This window comes from Gehongia tenuis, from assembly GCF_014384795.1.
Taxonomy (GTDB): domain Bacteria; phylum Bacillota; class Clostridia; order Christensenellales; family NSJ-53; genus Gehongia; species Gehongia tenuis.
In genome coordinates this window covers 425926-444677 of the sequence record NZ_JACRSR010000001.1, presented here as the reverse complement: position 1 = coordinate 444677, position 18752 = coordinate 425926, and the positions used below count along the sequence as shown (strand labels likewise).

The 18752-nt window shown below is 63.4% G+C and carries 15 protein-coding genes; 2 read left to right on the top strand and 13 right to left on the bottom strand.

Annotation, left to right across the window (positions count from 1 at the left end; translation table 11 throughout):
• Nucleotides 1–186: 186 nt before the first annotated feature.
• Nucleotides 187–2661 carry a transglycosylase domain-containing protein gene (locus H8696_RS02190; RefSeq protein WP_249314631.1) on the top strand — a complete coding sequence of 825 codons (2475 nt, stop codon included), beginning with the start codon at nucleotides 187–189 and terminating at the stop codon, nucleotides 2659–2661.
• Nucleotides 2662–2741: 80 nt separating this feature from the next.
• On the top strand, nucleotides 2742–3224 hold the full coding sequence (locus tag H8696_RS02185; RefSeq protein ID WP_249314629.1) for an acyl-CoA thioesterase: 483 nt from the start codon (nucleotides 2742–2744) through the stop codon (nucleotides 3222–3224).
• 55 nt (nucleotides 3225–3279) lie between these two features.
• On the opposite strand, the gene H8696_RS02180 is transcribed toward H8696_RS02185, so the two are convergent.
• From H8696_RS02180 to H8696_RS02120, 13 genes are all read right to left on the bottom strand, one after another.
• Nucleotides 3280–3903 (bottom strand): DUF47 domain-containing protein, encoded by a 624-nt coding sequence (locus tag H8696_RS02180; RefSeq protein WP_249314627.1) that lies wholly within the window; start codon nucleotides 3901–3903, stop codon nucleotides 3280–3282.
• 41 nt (nucleotides 3904–3944) lie between these two features.
• On the bottom strand, nucleotides 3945–4997 hold the full coding sequence (locus H8696_RS02175) for an inorganic phosphate transporter (RefSeq protein ID WP_249314626.1): 1053 nt from the start codon (nucleotides 4995–4997) through the stop codon (nucleotides 3945–3947).
• A 251-nt stretch (nucleotides 4998–5248) separates the two neighbouring features.
• On the bottom strand, nucleotides 5249–5428 hold the full coding sequence (locus H8696_RS02170) for a hypothetical protein (RefSeq protein WP_249314625.1): 180 nt from the start codon (nucleotides 5426–5428) through the stop codon (nucleotides 5249–5251).
• An 80-nt stretch (nucleotides 5429–5508) separates the two neighbouring features.
• Nucleotides 5509–6789: a ribonuclease H-like domain-containing protein gene (locus H8696_RS02165; protein ID WP_249314624.1), complete on the bottom strand. Its 1281-nt coding sequence runs from the start codon at nucleotides 6787–6789 to the stop codon at nucleotides 5509–5511.
• Nucleotides 6779–9037, bottom strand: a complete 2259-nt coding sequence (locus H8696_RS02160; RefSeq protein ID WP_249314623.1) for a DEAD/DEAH box helicase — start codon at nucleotides 9035–9037, stop codon at nucleotides 6779–6781. Before H8696_RS02160 ends, H8696_RS02165 begins: the two co-directional genes overlap by 11 nt.
• Before the next feature lie 49 nt (nucleotides 9038–9086).
• Nucleotides 9087–9809 carry a L,D-transpeptidase family protein gene (locus H8696_RS02155; protein WP_249314622.1) on the bottom strand — a complete coding sequence of 241 codons (723 nt, stop codon included), beginning with the start codon at nucleotides 9807–9809 and terminating at the stop codon, nucleotides 9087–9089.
• A 73-nt stretch (nucleotides 9810–9882) separates the two neighbouring features.
• Nucleotides 9883–11031 (bottom strand): tRNA uracil 4-sulfurtransferase ThiI, encoded by a 1149-nt coding sequence (gene thiI / locus H8696_RS02150; protein ID WP_249314621.1) that lies wholly within the window; start codon nucleotides 11029–11031, stop codon nucleotides 9883–9885.
• Nucleotides 11032–12177, bottom strand: coding sequence for a cysteine desulfurase family protein (locus H8696_RS02145; protein ID WP_249314620.1), 1146 nt, complete (start codon nucleotides 12175–12177; stop codon nucleotides 11032–11034).
• Between the two features lie 221 nt (nucleotides 12178–12398).
• Nucleotides 12399–13694, bottom strand: coding sequence for a S1C family serine protease (locus H8696_RS02140; protein ID WP_249314619.1), 1296 nt, complete (start codon nucleotides 13692–13694; stop codon nucleotides 12399–12401).
• Between the two features lie 42 nt (nucleotides 13695–13736).
• On the bottom strand, nucleotides 13737–15206 hold the full coding sequence (locus tag H8696_RS02135; RefSeq protein ID WP_249314618.1) for a sensor histidine kinase: 1470 nt from the start codon (nucleotides 15204–15206) through the stop codon (nucleotides 13737–13739).
• Nucleotides 15206–15889 carry a response regulator transcription factor gene (locus H8696_RS02130; protein WP_249314617.1) on the bottom strand — a complete coding sequence of 228 codons (684 nt, stop codon included), beginning with the start codon at nucleotides 15887–15889 and terminating at the stop codon, nucleotides 15206–15208. The genes H8696_RS02135 and H8696_RS02130 overlap by 1 nt, the downstream gene beginning before the upstream one ends.
• On the bottom strand, nucleotides 15886–16344 hold the full coding sequence (locus tag H8696_RS02125) for a DUF523 domain-containing protein (RefSeq protein ID WP_249314616.1): 459 nt from the start codon (nucleotides 16342–16344) through the stop codon (nucleotides 15886–15888). Before H8696_RS02125 ends, H8696_RS02130 begins: the two co-directional genes overlap by 4 nt.
• Complete coding sequence (locus tag H8696_RS02120) at nucleotides 16341–18713, bottom strand: endonuclease MutS2 (RefSeq protein ID WP_249314615.1); 2373 nt, start codon at nucleotides 18711–18713, stop codon at nucleotides 16341–16343. Before H8696_RS02120 ends, H8696_RS02125 begins: the two co-directional genes overlap by 4 nt.
• Nucleotides 18714–18752: the final 39 nt, after the last annotated feature.

Below are 18752 nucleotides of genomic sequence, written 5' to 3'. Positions count from 1 at the left end.
TCCCGCCATAGGAGCTTGGTGGAAAGGGTGACAAATCCCGCCAAAGACCGGCGGCGGGGTGCTTCGGCCGGCCCGCGGCAACACTGGCGGCGGGGTGCTTCGGCCGGCGCCGGCGGCTCCAAATCCCGCCAAAGCTTTTAAAAATACGGAAAATGGTTAGCCTAGAGGTTAAGGAGGTCTAGGAATATGGCGAAAAAGGCGAAACAACCCAAACCGAAGGGCAGGCACCGCGTCCTCAAGGTCCTTTTGGTGCTCTTTTTGGTGGCCCTCATCGGGGTGTTCACCCTCGGGGCGACCCTCCTCATGTCCGCCGACGAATGGGCCCAGCTGGACCCGGACAAGATCGAGAACGTGGGCCAGAGCCTGCAGATTTTCGATCAGAACGGGGAGCTCATCGCAAGGCTCCACGGCGGGCAGGACCGGATCAAGGTGTCCATCGACACCGTGCCCGAATACGTGCAGAACGCCTTCATCGCCATCGAGGACGCCCGCTTCTACCAGCATCCCGGCGTGGACGTGCGCCGGATTTTGAGCGCCCTTTGGCAGGACCTCAAGTCCATGAGCTTCTCCCAGGGCGCCTCCACCATCACCCAGCAGCTGGTCAAGCTCTCCCATCTCACCACGGACAAGACCATCGTTCGCAAATTGAAGGAGGCGGTGATGGCCCTGCAGCTGGAGCAGCGCTATTCCAAAAAAGAGATTCTGGAGATGTACGTCAACTTCATCTATTACGGCCGGGGCGCCTACGGCATCGAGTCGGCGGCGCAGGCCTATTTTGGCAAGAGCGTGGGCGAGCTCACCCTCGCCGAGGGCGCCATGCTGGCGGGGGTCATCAACGGCCCGGGCATCTACGCGCCCCACCTGCATCCGGACAACGCCCTGAAGCGGCGCAATCTGGTGCTGGATCAGATGGCGAAGTATGAGTTCATCACGGCGGAGCAGGCGGAAGCGGCCAAGGCGGAGGAGCTTATCATCGTGGAAAGCGCTCCGGCAAACACCTACCCCCACGGCTTCTTCGTGGAGCCGGCCATGACCGAGGCCAAGGAGCTTATGGGGATCAGCGATGAGGAGCTCTATTCCGGCGGCTACCGGATCTACACCTCCATGGACCCCGAGCTGCAGAGTCTGGCCGAGACCATCTATGAAAACGGGGACCTGTTCCCGCCGGCGGCGGAGGACGGCACCCTGCCCGAATCGGCCTTTGTGATGATGGACGCGAAGAGCGGTGCGGTGAAAGCGCTGATCGGCGGGCGGAGCTACACGGTGCAGCGGGGGCTCAATCGGGCCACCCAGATGCGCCGCCAGCCGGGCAGCACGATCAAGCCCATCATGGTCTACGCTCCCGCCCTCACCCTGGGGCACACCACGGTGGACTTCCTTCTGGACGCGCCCTACACGGTGGATGGCTACACGCCCCAGAACTTCGGGCACACCTTCCGGGGCTGGGTGACCCTGCGGGAGGCGCTCGCCTCCTCCCTCAACGTGCCGGCGGTGCGCCTGTTCGAGGAGATCGGCGTCGAGGCGGGCAAAACCTACGCCGAAAGCGTGGACATCCCCTTCGAGGACGCGGACCAAAACCTCTCCCTGGCCCTCGGCGGGTTCACCACCGGCGTGACCCCGGTGGAGCTGTGCCAGGCCTACACCGCCTTTGCGAACGGCGGCCTCTATTCCCCCGCCACCCTGGTGGAGCGCATCGAGGACGGGGAGGGCAACGTTCTCTATGAGAACCCGAAGGCCCAGCGCCGGGTGCTCTCCGAACAGGACGCCTTCATCATGAACACCCTGCTGGAGAGCGTGGTGAAGGAGGGCACCGGCACCCGGCTTCAGCTTACGGGCGTGCCCCTCGCCGCCAAGACGGGCACCGTGGACCTCGCCGGAGGCGGCGGCAACAAGGACGTTTGGGTGACCGCCTACAATTCGGAGCTGGTGGGCACCGTATGGATGGGCTTTGACAACACCGATGAGGCCCACCATCTCTCCTCCGCCACCGGCGGCAACCAGCCGGCGCGGCTCATGGCGGCCGTCTTCGCCGCCTATTACGAGGGCAGAACCGGCCCGGAATTCCTGCCTCCGGAGGGCGTCCGGGAGGTGCCTCTCGACAAAAAGGCCCTGGAGGAGCGCCAGCAGGTGCTGCTCGCCACCTCCCTCACCCCCGCCGATCAGATCATCGCCGAGTGGTTCAAGGACGGCGACGTGCCCGAGGAATCCACCGACTACTGGAACGCGCCCCTGCCGCCGGACGACCTCACGGTGCAGGACCAGCAGGGCGCGGCCGCGCTCCGCTTCACGCCGCCCTCCACCCAGATGTCCTACCGCATCATTCGGGAGGATGAGGACGGCGGCGCAGAAATTTTGACCGAGCTTGCCGGCAGCGGCCCCTGCACCTATCTGGATGAGACGGTGGAGCCGGGCAGGGATTATGTCTACTACGTGGTGGGCGTGCATCCCGAGCTCAAGGATCCGTCGGGCCAGCCGCTCACCGGCGGGGAGAGCAACCGGGTAACCTTCACCACCGAGATCAGCCGGGACGACCCGCCGGACCAGCCGACCCCTTCGCCCAGCGCCGGCGCGGACGGTGAGGGCGGGGGAGGCGCCAGCGCTCCCCCCGAAAGCGCCCTGCCCTCCCCTTCGCCGCCGCCCTCCGCCCTTCCCATCGGCTGAGCTCCCCGGAGCGCCGCGGAAAAGCGGTTGCCAAAACCCGCGGCGGGCTATAGAATAATCCTACCAAGGAGGCGAAGGCCATGAACAATCTTTTGAACGCCCGGCGGGTGGCCGACTCCCGCACCGAACAGATCCAAATCGTCATGCCCGAACAGATCAACGGCTATGAGCGCCTTTTCGGCGGCAAGCTGGTGGAATGGATCGATATCGTGGCCGCCGTGGTGGCGCGCCGCCATTCGGGCCGCAACGTCACCACCGTATCCATCGACAACCTCCAGTTCAGGGAGGCCGTTCATGTGAACGACACCATCGTGCTCATCGGGGAGATCACCTACGTGGGCAAGACCTCCATGGAAGTGAAGGTGGACACCTTTGTGGAATCCCTCTCCGGCGAAAAGCATCTGGTCAACCGGGCCTACTTCGTGATGGTGGCCCTGGACGAGCAGGAGCGGCCGGTGCCGGTGCCGCCCCTCAAGATCGAAACGGAAGAGGAAAAAACCGAGTGGGAAGCGGGTCTTCGCCGCTATCACCTGCGCAAACAGCGCACCGTCGAGCAGTTCTGAACTCATGAAAAAAAGCGGCCTCATCCCTTCGGGGATGGGCCGCTTTGCACTTGCGTCAGGAATTTTTCATGACGATGCGCTCCACGGTGTCCGCCATGTGCTCACAGGCGTCCACGCATTTCTCGAGATAGATGTAGATCTCCCGCCACACGATGATCTCAATCGGATTCTGACAGGTGGTGTGCAGTCTGCGCATGCTTTCCACAAACAGCTGGTCCGCTTCCCCCTCCAGCGTGTTGATGCGGATGATGTGATCGTGAAGGGTCTTTGAGCGCCTGAAGTTGGGAAACTCCGTGATCGTCTTTTTGGCCTCCTCACAGCAGCGGATGATGAGCTCCGACACCTGCAGCGCGTCCGGCCGGATGGCTCCGATGTTGTTGCAGTAGATCCGAAGCAGAACATCCTCCATCTTATCGGTCATTTCATCGATGTTCTGGCTGAGCAGGATGATGTCCTCCCGCTCGATGGGCGTGATGAACGCCTTGACCAGCACGTTGATGAGTTCATGCTTCTCCTCGTCGGCGCCATGCTCGATCCTGTGCATCTCGCCCAGCCGTGCCTCCAGCTTTTTCGGGTCAAACTCCCGCATGGCCTTGTCCAAAAGATGAGCCGCCCGGCAGGCATAGTCCGTACAGACGATAAATTTTTCAAAGTAGAATGCGTCCTGTTTCTTGGCCATAGGTTCTTTCTCCTTCCCTGTCGAAGCGTATTTCTTATCCCTTAAAAGATCGCCATAAACAGCTTGGCCATGGCGAAACTGATGAGTCCGCAGCCCGGGAAGGTGAACACCCAGGTGAGCATCATATCCTTCACCACGCCGAAATTGATCGCCGACAGCCGCTTCACCGCGCCCACGCCCATGATCGCGCTGGTCTTGGTGTGGGTGGTGGAGACCGGTATGCCAAACAGGCTGGAGAGAAGGAGGCATACGGCGGCGGACAGATCGGCGGCAAAGCCCTGGTACTTCTCCAGGCGGACCATGTCCATGCCCACGGACTTGATGATCCGCTCCCCGCCCACGCTGGTGCCCACACCCATCACCGCGCTGCACAGCAGCATCAGCCAGATGGGGATGACAACGCCGCTCACGCTGCTCTCGCCGTTGCTGAAGGCCACGCCGAGAAAGAGCACGCCTATGAATTTCTGCCCATCCTGGGCGCCGTGCATGAAGCTCATGGCCGCGGCGCCAAAGATCTCCGCCCCTCGGAAAAACCGATCCGTCTTTCTCCGGTTCATATTCGCGCAGATCACGGTCAGAAGCTTGCACAGGATCCAGCCGATCACAAAGCCCAGCGCCAGGCTGAGCACCAGTCCGTAGATGACCTTGATCCATTCGCTCATGTTCACGCCGTCCACGCCGTTGTGCATGGCGATGGCGGCGCCGGTCAGGCCCGCGATCAGGCTGTGGCTCTCGCTGGTGGGGATGCCGAAATAGGAGGCGCCCACGCTGTAGACCACGATGGAAAAGAGCGCCGCGCACAGCGCGATCAGCGCTTCGTGGGTGTTTCCGCCGAAGTCCACCATGTTGCTGATGGTGGAGGCCACCGAGCTGTTGATCTGGGTCATGATGAGCACGCCCAAAAAGTTGAATACCGCGCTCATCAAAATGGCCGTCCGGGCGTTCATGCACCGGGTTGTGATGCAGGTTGCAATGGCGTTCGGTGCGTCCGTCCAGCCGTTGACGAAGATCACGCCCAGCGTCATCACCACCGTGATCAGCAGCACCGGATTGGACATCACATCCTGCAGGAAGTTCGCAAAGGATACGTCCATGAACAGCCTCCCTCTCGATTGGTCCAAATAAAAAGCGAAACTCCTCTGGCCAGAAGTTCCGCTTATCATCCTACAATTGTGTTGTCATTGACCGTGAATAAATAGAGATTCTTAATCTCTATGACAGACTCCACCGCTTATTCCAGCCATAAAAACAATAACATCAAACCTATCATTCGTCAATACCCAATCGCTTCCGCCAGATTCCGGCACGGAGCCGGCCGGGCCGCTGCACACGCGGCGTCGTGTCCTTACGGAATCGGGCCTCCCGCCGCGCCGCCCGCGAGGGCCGCAGCGAACACCAGCGCCATGACCAGCGCCACCAGCGCAATCCTGCGGCACGCCCGCGCCCCTTCGCCTTTGCGCCGCCTGCCATAGCAAAAGCAGCCCCCGGCGGCCGCCAGCCCCGCCGCCATGAGAAACCAGACCATCCTTCAGCCCTCCCCCCGCCGCAGCGGTATAGTTAGTTGCAACTAACTATAGGATAGCACACCCGGCCCGTCCGGGCAAGTCATCGGCCCAGCTTTTTCTCCAGCCGGGAAAGCCGGTGCAGGAAGGCCGCCTCCCCCCGCTCGTCCCCGCAGGCACGGGCCAGTGCCAGGCCCTCCGCCGTCCAGTGCCGGGCCTTTTCCAGCTCCCCGGTCCTGTGCTCGCACAGCTTGGCCAGCTCGGCGTAGGGCATGAGGCCCCCCATGCTCCGCTCCGCCATCTCCTCCCACAGGCGGGCGGCTTCGCCGTAATTTCGGCGGCGTTTTTCCGTCATGGACAGCGATTTGCCCGCGCAGGCGGTGGGCGAAATCCTCCAGGAAGCCCGGTAGCACGCCCTCTCCCGCTCGTCCCCCGTCACGGCCAGGGAGCGGCCAATGCCGTAGAGATCGAGGGCCTCCGCCGTCTCGAGAGGGGATTCCAGCATCCCCTCCATCCGCACCAACAGATGGACCATGGACAGCACATCCATGAGGTTGTGGCGAAGGATGTCCTCCACCAGCCCGAAATCGCCAGTGTTTACATAATTAAAATACCGACCGGGGACCGCGCTGCCGGACACATCCCCCTGCCGGCGGGTGCCCAGCATCCTTTGTTCCAGATTCCCCAAAGAACAGCTGCCCAGACGGTACTTGAAGATGCGGCGGGCGGGCAGCAGAAGGTCGAGGTGGGGCAGGTCCAGACCCGTTTGCATGCGGTTCAAAACCATGCGGGATTCCAGAAGGGGCAGATCGTAGCGCCGCCCGTTGAAGCTTACCAGCGCCTTCCTGCCGGCCAGATCCCGCTGGAAGCGGCGCAGCATATCGCCCTCCTCGGCGGGATTGCGGACAAAATACTGGGCCACCCGAAACCGGTCGCCCTGAAAGCTCCCCACCCCCAATAGAAAGATCTGGGTGCCGGCGGCGAGCGACAATCCGGTGGTCTCGGTATCAAAGAACAGACACTCTTCCAGCGTCCAGCCGCCGGCGAGTTTAAGCTGTTTACATAATTCTTCAAAAGTGCGGCGGCTCAGACCGGGCCGGTTCATGGCCTCCGGCACCGTGCAGCCCAGGGCCTTCCCCCATTCGCCGGGCTGCGCAAAAAACTCCTGCACGTAGCAGGTTCCGGGGGCGGGTGGTGTGTCCGCAGGGGCGGCGGGCGCGCCGGGCGGTGTGCCTGCGGGGCCTGCGGCGGACGGGCAGCTTCCGCCCGCCGCGGGGCTATCGGAAGCGCTGGCGCCTCCGCCCAAAGCGGGACCTTTTGGGCTCCCCGCCCCCGCGCTCTCCCGGGCCAGCGCTTCCAGTTTGCTTCGAAGGTTAGGAATCACGGAGCATCCCCTCCAGAATACGCTTTGCCGCGTCCTTGCCGCCCTCGGTGAGCGCGCCCACACAGGAGGGACAGCCCGCCTGGCAGGAGCAGCCTTCCACCATCCTGAGGCACTGGCGGAACAGCTCAAGATGCATGGCGTAGAGCTTATCGGAGAAGCCCACGCCGCCGGGATAGGCGTCATAGATGAACAGGGTGGGCTTATGGGTGAAGGGCGACTTCGCCTGGTACACCACCGAGATATCCTTGGGATCGCACATGAGATAGAGGGGCGCCACATGGGCGAGGAGGTTCGACACCCCCACCATGCCCGCCTGGGCCTCCTCCCGGGACAGGCCCGCCAGAAGGGATTCGTCCACGGAGGCCCAGTAAGCGGTGGTGTGCAGGATCATCTCCGGCAGCTCCACCGGCCCGAAGCCCAGATTCTCGTGGGTATCCAGCTTGATCTTCTTGAACATGGACACCCGGCTGGTGACCGATACCTCGCCGCTGGTGCGGGAGACCGCGCCCGCCTCCTCCCGGAGCACGTCCAGCACCCGGAGGTTCACCGAAAGATCCGCGTCGGTGTAGTAATCCACCTCCACCCGCTTCACATAGGCCTTCTTGGCGGGGAAGTCCAGCTTCTCCACCTGGTACTGGTCGCCCTGATGCATATAGATGGCCTTTTCGTGGAGCAGCATGGGCACCGAATAGCGGTCCATCTCCCCCATGACCTTGGGAACGCCGGGCCGGGAGGTGTCCACGATGACAAAATTCTCATTGGTGGCGCTGCGAAGGCTCACATCGGAGGCGGGGAACTCCTCGCTCATCCAGTGCCAGGTGTCCCCCACCCGGCGGAGCACGCCCTGCTCCTCCAGATAGTTCAGAATTTCCTCGATGTCCTCTTCGCCGTATCGTTCGCCCTTCACAAAGGGCAGCTCGAAGGCGGCGCACTTGATGTGGCTGATGAGGATATACAGGTTGTTGGGATTGGTGAGGCCGCTCTCGGCGGGCTTGTCCAGAAGATAGTGGGGATTTTTCATGATGTACTGGTCGATGGGGCTGGAGTTCGCCACCAGCACCATGGCGGACACGCCGCTCCTCCGCCCGGCCCGGCCCGCCTGCTGCCAGGTGGAAGCGATGGTGCCGGGATAGCCGGAAATGACGCAGGCCTCCAGCTGGCCCACGTCGATGCCAAGCTCCAGGGCGTTGGTGCTCACCACGCCCACAATCTCCCCTTTCCGGAGGCCCTGCTCGATCCTGCGCCGCTGATTGGGCAGGTATCCGCCCCGGTAGCCCTGGACGGCCTCCGCCCGGCCGAGGTCGTCCCGCACCAGATCCTTGAGGTAGTTCACCAGCACCTCCACCGTGAGCCGGGCCCGGGCAAAGACGATGGTGGAGATGTCGTTGCGCAGGAAGTTCGCGGCGATCTTCCGGGTCTCAAGCAGGGAGCTCTTACGGATTCCCAGCTGGCGGTTCACCACCGGCGGGTTGTAGAAGATGATGTGCTTCTCCCCGGTGGGCGCGCCGTTTTCGCTCACCAGCGCGGGCTGCCGCCCGATGAGGGAGGCGGTGAGCTCCACCGGATTGTCGATGGTGGCGGAACAGCAGATGTAGGTGGGCCGCGCACCGTAGAAGCGGCAGATTCGGTTCAGCCGCCGCAGCACGTTGGCCAGATGGCTGCCGAAGACGCCCCGATAGGTGTGGGTCTCGTCGATGACGATGTACCGGAGGTTCTCGAAAAGCTTGACCCAGCGGGTGTGATGGGGCAGGATGCCCGAATGGAGCATATCCGGATTGGTGACCACGATATGCCCCGCCTGACGGATGGCGCTCCTGGCCGTGCCGGGGGTGTCCCCGTCGTAGGCATAGGCCTTCACGTCCGCGCCCATTTTATTGATGAGCTCGTTCATCTCCGCGACCTGGTCCCGGGCCAGGGCCTTGGTGGGGAAAAGGTACAGGGCCCGGGCGGAGGGATTGTCCAAAATCTCCCCGATCACGGGCACGTTGTAGCAAAGGGTCTTGCCGGAAGCGGTGGGGGTCACTACCACCACATCCTCACCCTTTAGAACATGCTCTATCGCTTTGGCCTGATGGATGTAAGGCCTTTCAATTCCTCTGGATTTCAGGGCGTCAACCAGGGGCTGCTTCACCCCCGCGGGCCAGGGCGCGTACACGCCCTCCCGGGCCGGAATGACCTCCCAGTCCGCCACGTTTTCCATAAACATGGGGTTCTCCTGCATCCGTTCCAGCAACTGTTCAAGATTCATAGCGCCACTCCTTTGGCACCATTATACGGCCAATCGGGCAGCGGTTCAACTACTCAAACATCAAAATGCCCATGGCTTTGTAGGCGGCGGCGTCCACCGTATGGGTGTAGGCGAGCCCATAGTCCTTCTTGAAGCGGAGCATGCCCGCCTTCATGCCCTCGCCGTACACCCCGTCGATCTCCCCCTCGTAGTAGCCCAGATTCCGCAGGCGCTTCTGCACCTCCACCACATGGGAGCCCCGGTCACCGGGGATGAGCTTTCGAAGGCCCCAGCCCAGCGGCCCATAGGGCCCGCCGTCCACCCACACCTTTGTCCCCTCCGGCACCTTCTTGTAGAGCTCCTCCACGTCCCGGTTCAGCATGCGGAAGCAGCCATGGGAGGCCATGGACCCGATGGAGCCGGGATTGTTGGTGCCGTGGATGCCGTACTTGCCCCAGCGCACGGAAAGGCCCATGAACCGGCTGCCAAAGCCCGTGCCCCAGTTCGCCGCCTTGTGGTTGATGGTAAAAACGCCGAGGGGCGAGGGCGTGGAGCTCTTGCCCACCGCCACCGCATACTTCCCCGCCACCCTGCCGTCCTCGAAATAGTACAGGGTGTTGGTCATGCCGTCGATGTAGATGTCCTTCTCCGGCTGGGTGAAGCCGGCCTCATCGCCGGCTTCCGGCGTGATCTGGCAAGCGCTGTGGCGTTCCCCCGCGGCCTGTGCCAGCGGCGCCCACAGCAGTGCCCCCAAAAAAATCAAAAGACCGAACGACTGTATCAAACGGGCCATGGTCCGTCCCCTTTCATGGCATTTGGTACAGTCTATTCGGTCCCGGGGTCAAAGTATGCCGGGATTCCTCCCTTCAGGGCCTCACTTCCACCAGCTCCGCCTTGGCAAGGGCGGCGTTCACCAGCGCCTCCACATCGAGATCCCGCTCCCCCGCCTCGATGGCGGCAAGCTTCGGATGGGTGGAGGGGTGCCGGGGCAGGAACACGGTGCAGCAGTCCTCATAGGGCAGAATGGAGGTGTCATAGGTGCCGATGGCCTTCGCCTCGTCCATGATCTCCATCTTGTCCATGGCGATGAGCGGCCGGAAGACGGGCATCCCCACCACCTGATCGGTGGCGGCGAGGCTTTCCAGCGTCTGGCTGGCCACCTGAGCCAGCGATTCCCCGGTGACCAGGGCCGCCGCGCCGTCCTTTTTCGCGATGGCTTCGGCAATGCGCATCATGAACCTTCGGGTGATGAGGGTGAGCTGGCTGTCCGGACACTTCTCATAGATGGTGGTCTGCACATCGGTGAAGGGCACGACAAACAGCCGCACAGGGCCGCTGTAAGTGCTTACAATCTTCGCCAGATCCACCACCTTGCTGCGGGCCCGGGCGCTGGTGTAGGGCGGGCTTTCAAAGTGCACCGCCGTCAGCGTCACCCCCCGCTTGGCCATGCGCCAGGCGGCCACCGGACTGTCGATCCCGCCGGAGAGCAGCACCGCCACCCGGCCGGAGGTGCCGGTGGGCATGCCGCCCACGCCGGGCACCGCGTCCAGATAAACATAGGCCCGCTCCCGGATCTCCACGCCCACGGCGTAGCGGGGCTGGTGCACATCCACGGTGAAACCCGGAAGCCTTGTGAGCACCCGGAAGCCCAGCTCCTGATTGAGCTGCATGGAATTCAGGGAAAAGGTCTTGTCGCTGCGCCGGGCCTTGATCTTGAAGGTGCCGGGCACCTCCTTGCCCAGCAGCTCCACAATCTTGTCCGCGATCTGATCAAGGTCCTTGTCCATCTCCCAGGCCAGGCTCACCGAATGCACGCCGAAAACCCGGCTGACCGCCCTGGCCGCCTTCCCGCCGTCGGAGAAACCCCGCACGTAGATGCGGCCCTGGGCCCGCTCCACCGTTCCGTCCCCGCCCAGGGCTTTTTCCATGTTCTCCACCAGCTTCTTCTCAAAGAAGGGCCGGTTCAGCCCCTTCAAGTGAATCTCCACGTATCTTGCCAGCAAAATCTGTTCCATCTATTTCCTCCTGAACCGGCGGAGCATCTTGACGCCCTCCGCCATGTGTCCTGCCGCTTCCTTCATATCCGCCTCCGTGAGCAACGGGCACAGGCTCACCCGCACTGAGCCCTCCGCCCGCACCCGCGCCACCTTCATGGCGGAGAGCACCGCGCTCACCTTGGTGTTCTTCGAGGAGCAGGCGCTTCCCGTGCCGATAATTACCCCCCGCTCCTCCAAAAAATGGAGCAGCACCTCCGCACGCACGCCGGGAAAAGCCAGGTTAAGGATGTGGGGTGCGGCCCTCTCCGGATCGGGTCCGTTGACATAAACTTCATCCAGCTGGTTCCGCAGTTCCTTTAAAAACAGGAGCTTAAGTGCCATCATATGATTTACATATTCTTTACGATTCGTCTGGTAGAGCTCCGCTGCGAGGCCCATGCCCACGATGCCGGGCACGTTCAAGGTGCCGGACCGCCGGCCGCCCTCCTGGCCGCCGCCCATCAGATAGGGCACCACCGACGCATCCCGCCGGAGGTACAGCGCGCCCACCCCCTTCGGGCCATGGAACTTGTGGGCGCTCACGGTGTAGAAATCCACCGCATCCAGCGAAAGCGGCACCTTGAGGTAGGCCTGCACCCCGTCGGCGTGGATGAGGGCCGGGCTTTTCGCCCGCACCGCCGCCGCAATGGCGGCAAGATCCTGAATGGCGCCGGTCTCATTGTTCACGTGCTGCACACTCACCAGCACCGTGTCCTCCGTGACCGCTTCCGCCGCCTTCTCCGGTTCGATCACCCCTTTGCCGTTCGGGTCCACCGCCGTCACCGTGCAGCCGAGATTTGTCAAAAACTGAACCGTCCTCAGCACCGACGGATGCTCAATGCCGCCCACCACGAAATGTTTTTTTGCCGGGTGGCGCTTCAGGGCCACGCCCAACAGGGCCGCATTGTTGCTCTCCGTGCCGCCGGAGGTAAAGACGATGCGGCCGGGCTCGCACCCGATGGGGCGGGCCGTCCGGGCCCTTGCGGCCTCCACCTTCTCCTCCACCGCCGCCGCCCTGCCATAGGGCGCGGATGGATTGTAGAAATCCTCGAGGGACGCTTGTTTTATCGTTTCCGCCACCGCCTCGAAGGGCCGGGTGGTGGCACTGTTGTCCAAATAGATCAAAGCCTTTCGCCTCCCTTAGGCATTGTACCACAAGGGCACAGGCCGGGACAAGCCCGCGGGAGGGGGAAAGGCCGCGGGCGCCCGGTACGGACGAGGCCGCGGCGGATCGTGTGGGGCCGTGGGCCGCGGGCCGCAGCGCCCGGCCCGGCAAAGCAAAGCCCGGCTGAGGCTTGAGCCTCGGCCGGGCAGACGGGTTCTTTTATTTGCAGTCGGCTCCCCGCTTAATCCCCCTGAATCTCCATGAGGGTGACGGTGAGCTCCATCTCCTCGCCCTGGACGGTGGACTGGCCTCCGCCGAAGCCCGGCCGGCCGCCGCCCTCGCTGGTGCTTTGCCGCCACACCTTGACGGTGACCGTATCGCCCACGTTGAAGTTTGCAAGCTCGTTGGTCAGGGTGGCAAAGGAGGTGACCTTGACGCCGTTCACCTCGGTGATGATGTCATAGGCCTTGATGCCGGCGGTCTCCGCACTGCCGCCCTCCTCCACGCTGCCCACCAGCACGCCGGCGGGAAGTCCGTAGATGCCCGCCATGTCCTCGGTGAGCATGGAGCCCTTGATGCCCAGGCCGGGCCGGGAGATGTGGCCCTTCGAAATCAGCTCCTCCACGATGGGCTTCACGTCGTTGATGGGCAGAGCGAAGCCGATGCCCTCGGCGGAAATGGCGTTGCCGGAGGAATCATAGCCGGCGGTGGTGCTCTTGAGGGTGTTGATGCCAATGACCTCACCGCTGGAATTCACCAGCGCGCCGCCGGAGTTGCCGGGATTGATGGCCGCATCGGTCTGGATCATGCTGAGGGTCACGCCCTCCGACTCCAGATTCCGGTTTACGGCGGAGATCACGCCCACGGTGACCGTGCCCGCAAACTCATGGCCGAGGGGGTTGCCGATGGCCACCGCCAGCTCGCCCACCTGCAGCGCGTCCGAATCGCCGAGAGGCGCCGCCGTGAGATCCAGGCCCTCGGGATCGATCTTCAATACGGCGATATCGGTGCGGCTGTCCGCACCCACCACGTCCGCCTTCACGGTCTTATCGCCGCCCAGCGTCACGGTGACGCTCTCCGCGCCCTCGATCACGTGGTTGTTGGTGACGATGTAGCCGTCGGTGGAGATGATCACGCCGGAACCGTAGCCCTGCTCCTGCTCGGTGATGCCCTGGCCCTGGGCGAAGGTGTTCACGTTGTTGCTCACGCCCACCAGGGAGGGGCCCACGTTCTTCGCGATGTCAATGACCGGGTTATCCGAGCTTGCAATCCAGCCCGCCGCGCCCCCGAGGGAGGGCACGGGATTGGCGCTCACCTCCGGCGAGGGACTGGGCGTCGCCCCGTCCGCCACCTGGCCGTTGGCGCCGGCGTCGGCGTTCCGGTCCAGAAGGGCCGTCACCCCCAGGGTGATCACGCTGCCAAGGAGCAGGAAGACCAGCCCGATGGCGATGAAAATCCACACCCGGTTCCCCTTCTTTTTCGGTTTATGATAAGGATCGTAGGGATCGTATCCATCATAGTCGTAGTAGTTGCTCATCTCTTGCCACCTCCAATATACTATGGCTACAATACCAGAAATTTATGAATGAATTGTGTCCAAATTATGATACTTGGTGCCCTTGCTCTGGCCCTTGGCCAGGGTGAAGGTGAACTCTGCGCCCTTGCCGGGAGAACTGGTGACCCAGATCTTCTGATCGTGCTCGGAGAGGATCTTTTTCACGATGGAAAGGCCAAGGCCGGTGCCCTGCCCCGCCACGTGGGCCTTCTCCGCCTTGTAGAAGCGTTCGAACACGTAGGGCAGGTCCGCCCCGGAGATGCCGGCGCCGTCGTCCTTCACCGACACATACACCTTCTTGCCATAGACATAGGTCCACACCTTGATCTTGCCGTGCTCGTTTGTAAACTTCATGGCGTTGTCAAGGAGGTTCTGCACCACCTGCTGGATGCGGGCGCTGTCGGCATAGACGAAGCAGGGGTCCTCCTTGAAGTCCACATCCAGCTGAAGCGCCTTCTCGTCGATCTTCACCTCGAAGGTGATGAGGGTTCTGCGGATGAGCTCGTTGATGTCGAAGTTCTCCATGTTCATGGGGAAGTCTCCCGACTCCATCCGGGAGAGGTCCAGAAGGTCCCGGATGAGGCCGGTCAGCCGCTGGGTCTCGCCGTGGACGATGGTGAGATAGTGCTGGTGCTCCTCCGGAGGAATGGTGCCGTCCAGCATACCCTGCACGAAGCCCTGGATGCTGGTCATGGGCGATCTCAGCTCATGGGAGACGTTGGCCACGAAGCTGCGCCGCATCTCCTCCAGATTGCCCAGGTCCTCGGCCATGGCGTTGAAGGACTGGGCCAGCTGGCCGATCTCATCCCTGCTTTTCACCTCCACCCGGTTGCCGAAGTTGCCCCGGGCGATCTCCCGGACCGCCCGGTTCATCTGTTTGAGGGGCCGGGTCACATGGCCGAAGAGCAGGAAGATGAGAACGCCGCCCAGCACCGCCGCCAGGATGGCGGATATCCAGATGAGCCGCCGCACCGAGCGCACGCCCCTTTCGATGTCCGCCACCCGGGTGTGGAGAAACACCGCGCCCTTGGGGGTGCCTTCCACCAGATAGGGCACGCCCACGGTGAGCATGGGCACGTCGAACTTGTCGGCGAAATTGCCCTCATAGGTGATGAGGCTTCCCTCCAGCACCCGCTCCATGTAGGCGCCCATGTCCTCGGAGAAGATCTCCTGGTCCTGCCCGAACTCCACCTTGTCCCCGTCGGTGGGGAACTGCAGGCCCCAGCGGAACTGGTTGACCACCCAGATGGTGCACCCCTCCTGGTGGGAGAGGATGTTGAGGCTCATGGCAAATTCGGCGGCGGTGAGCCCGCCGTCGTAGTAATTCTCCGTCAGGTCCGCCACGTAGCGCGCCTTGCCCGTCAGATCCTTCTTCGTCTTTTCAAAGCTCTGGTTGCGGTACATGGTAGACATAATCACTGCCAGTGAAACCAGCACCACAAAAAGGATGGCCCAGTACAGCGCGACCATCCTCCAATAGATCGATTTAAACATTATTTGACCTCAAACTTGTAGCCCACGCCCCACACCGTTTTGATCTGCCAGGAGGCGTCCTCCCGCCAAAGCTTTTCCCGAAGGCGCTTGATGTGCACATCCACCGTGCGGGAGTCGCCGAAGTAGTCAAAGCCCCACACCTGCTCGAGAAGCTGCTCCCGGGTGAACACCCGTCCGGCGTGCCCCGCCAGGAAGAAAAGCAGCTCGATCTCCTTGGGCGGCAGCTCGAAGGCCGTCCCGTCCACCACCACCTGGTAGCTTTTCATGTTGATGGAAAGGCCGGGAAAGCTGATCTCCCGCTCCGGCTCCTCGCTGGCCCGAGCCCGCCGCAGCACCGCCTTCACCCGCGCCACCAGCTCCTTGGCGTCGAAGGGCTTGACCATGTAGTCGTCCGCCCCCAGCTCAAGGCCCAGCACCTTGTCGAAGGTCTCGCCCTTAGCAGTTAACATAATAATAGGCGTGTTGCTGGTTCTGCGGATCTGCTTCAAAACCTCCCAGCCGTCCATGCCGGGCAGCATAACGTCCAGGAGAACCAGGGCGGGGTGAAGCTCCTCAAAGGCGGTGAGGCCCTCGTCGCCCCGGTAGGCCACCGCCGTGGTGAGCCCCTCCTTGCCCAGATACAGCTCGATGAGCTGGCCGATGTTCTTATCGTCGTCGATGATCAGGATGTCCGTCGTCTTCAAGGCTTCCTCTCCTTCCTGTCGCCGGGAAAAACGGCGATGCCCGCCGCCGTGAGCAGTGCGGCCGTCACCCCGCAGCCCGGGATGAGCCGGCCGGAAAAACTTCCGTCAAAGATTTGGCAAACCCCGCAGGAGGGGCTTTTATCCTTCAGATAGGCCCGGGTGATGCCGTTTTGCAGCGCGATCTCCACCACCCGCCTGGCGCCGGTGAGAAAGGCCTTCGTCACATCAAGGCCCTCCCGGGTGAGCACCGGGGCCCTCCCCGCCGCCACATCCCGGCCGCCGCCGCCCACGATCTCCGACGGCGGCCGGGGCAGCGCAAGCCCGCCGAGAAGCTCGGGGCAAAGGGGCACCGCTTCCCCCCGCCGCACCCGCTCAACCCACAGGGGATCGGCTGCGGCGCCGCCGTCATAGCGGCACTTCACGCCCGCCAGGCAGGCGCTCACCATCACCTTCATTTGAGCTCCACCACCGTCACGCCGGCGTCGCCCTCGCCAAAGCTGCCAAGGCGAAAGCTCTTCACGTGGGGATGCCTCCTGAGAAACTGCTGGATGCCGGTCCGGAGCGCGCCGGTGCCCTTGCCGTGAACGATGGTGACCTCCTTCAGCGAGGACAGGTACGCATCGTCCAGATATTTGTCCACGATCATGACCGCGTCGTCCACGTTCTCGCCCCGAACGTCCACCGTGAGGCCCACCGCCGCCGGCTGCTCCCGCACCGGCGCACGGCCCGCCCGTCCCGCGGGGGCCGCCGGCGGAGGCTCCGCGACCCGCACCAGGTCGGCCACCTTGGCGGTCACCTTCATGATGCCCACCTGCAGCTGCACCTCGCCGCTGCCGCCCGGGGCGGTCAAAACGGTGCCCGTCTGCCCCAGCTTCACCAGCTTCACCCGTTCGCCGGGCCTGAGGTTTTTCGGCGGCTCGCCGGGAGCCTCCATGGGCGCTTCGGCCTCGTCCAAAGCCTCCCGCTTCTGCCGGAGGGCGTCCCGGGTCTTTTGAATGGCCCGGTTCACGCTTCTCGCGTCCGCCTCGTCGGCGGCGGCCTTCAGCGCCCCGATCAGCGCTTCGCTCTCCGATTTCGCCTCGTCCAGCACGGCCTTCGCCTTCCTCTTCGCCTCCCGGAGCATCTTCTCCTTCTGGGCCTCCAGCTCCCGCTTCTGCCGCTCGATCTCCTTTTTCAGCGACTGGACCTCCTTGCGCATGGCCTCCGCCTCGGTCCGCTCCCGGTACGCCTTCTGGCGGTGGGTTTCCGCCTTCAAAATGGCGTCCTCAAAGCGCACGTCCTCCCGGGAGATGCGGGCGCGGGCCGCCTCGATGATGTGGGGGAACAGCCCCAGCCGGCGGCTGATCTCAAAGGCGTTGGACTTGCCGGGGACGCCGATGGACAGGCGGTAGGTGGGCCGGAGGGTGGAAACGTCAAACTCCATGGAGGCGTTGGTGAGCCCGTTCTCCATCAGTGCGAAAGCCTTGAGCTCGCTGTAATGGGTGGTGGCCAGCACCCGGCAGCGGATCTTCAAAAGCTCCTCCAGGATGGCCATGGCCAGAGCCGCGCCCTCGGTGGGATCGGTGCCCGCGCCCAGCTCATCCAGCAGGACCAGCGAATCGCTGTCCACCTTGGAGAGAATGTCCACGATGTTGGTCATGTGAGCTGAGAAGGTGGACAGGGACTGCTCGATGCTCTGCTCGTCGCCGATGTCGGCGAAAACATCCCGGAACACCGCCATATCCGCCCCCAGCGCCGGCACAAAAAGGCCGCACTGGGTCATGAGGGCAAAGAGGCCCACGGTTTTGAGGGTGACCGTCTTGCCGCCGGTGTTGGGGCCGGTGATGACAAGCCCGGTGAATGCCTCGCCCACCCACACGTCGATGGGCACCACCTTGGCGGGATCGATGAGGGGATGGCGGCCCTGCCGGATGTTCACCCGGCCCTCCCGGTTGATCTCCGGCCGCACGGCCTTCATCTCCCTCGCCAGCGCCGCCTTGGCGAAGGCGAAATCCAGCCGGGCCAGGAGCCCAAGGTCCTCCTCCAGTTCGTCCGCGCCCGCCTTCACCTGGAGGGTCAGCTCCCGGAGGATGCGTTCCATCTCCTCCTTCTCCTTCGCCGCCCATTCCCGGATCTCGTTGTTGATCTCCACCACCGCCATGGGCTCGATGAAGAGGGTCGCGCCGCTTGACGACTGGTCGTGGACCAGACCGGGCACGTTCTGCCTGTACTCCTGTTTGACAGGCAGCACGTACCGGTCCCCCCGGAGGGTGACGATGGGGTCCTGCAGATATTTCTGGAAGGCCGAGGAGCGGGTCATGCCGGCAAGCTTCTCCCGCACCCGCTCATGGGCCCGCCGCATGTTCCGGCGGATGGCGTAGAGGCCGTCCGAGGCCCCGTCCGCCATCTCCTCCTCCCCCAGGATGGACCGGGCGATGGCTTCCTTGAGGTCCGGCAGCGCGGAAAGGCCCTGGGCCATGCGAAGGATGGGACCGGCCTCCTCCCCCTCCGGAGCCTGACCGCCCTTCAAATCCCCCTTGGCCGCCCGGGCCGCGGAAAGCACCCGTTCCACCATGAGAAGCTCCTTCATGGTGAGCACCGACTCCACCCGCGCCTTCTTGAGGGAGCCGCGGATATCCTCGAAGGGGAATACGGGGGAATTCCCCAGGCGCAGCAGCCAGGTTTCGGCGTCGGCGGTCTCCATGAGCGCCCGCTCCACGGCCTCCGCCTCGCAAACGGGCAGAAGCTCCCCCGCCAGCGCCCCGCCCAGCTCCGAGCGGCACAGCCCCCGAAGGCGCTCCAAAATCTTGTTCAGTTCCAAAACACGATACAATCTCTCGTCCATTCTAACTCCTTATAAAAAAACAGACGCCAAGAAAAGGTT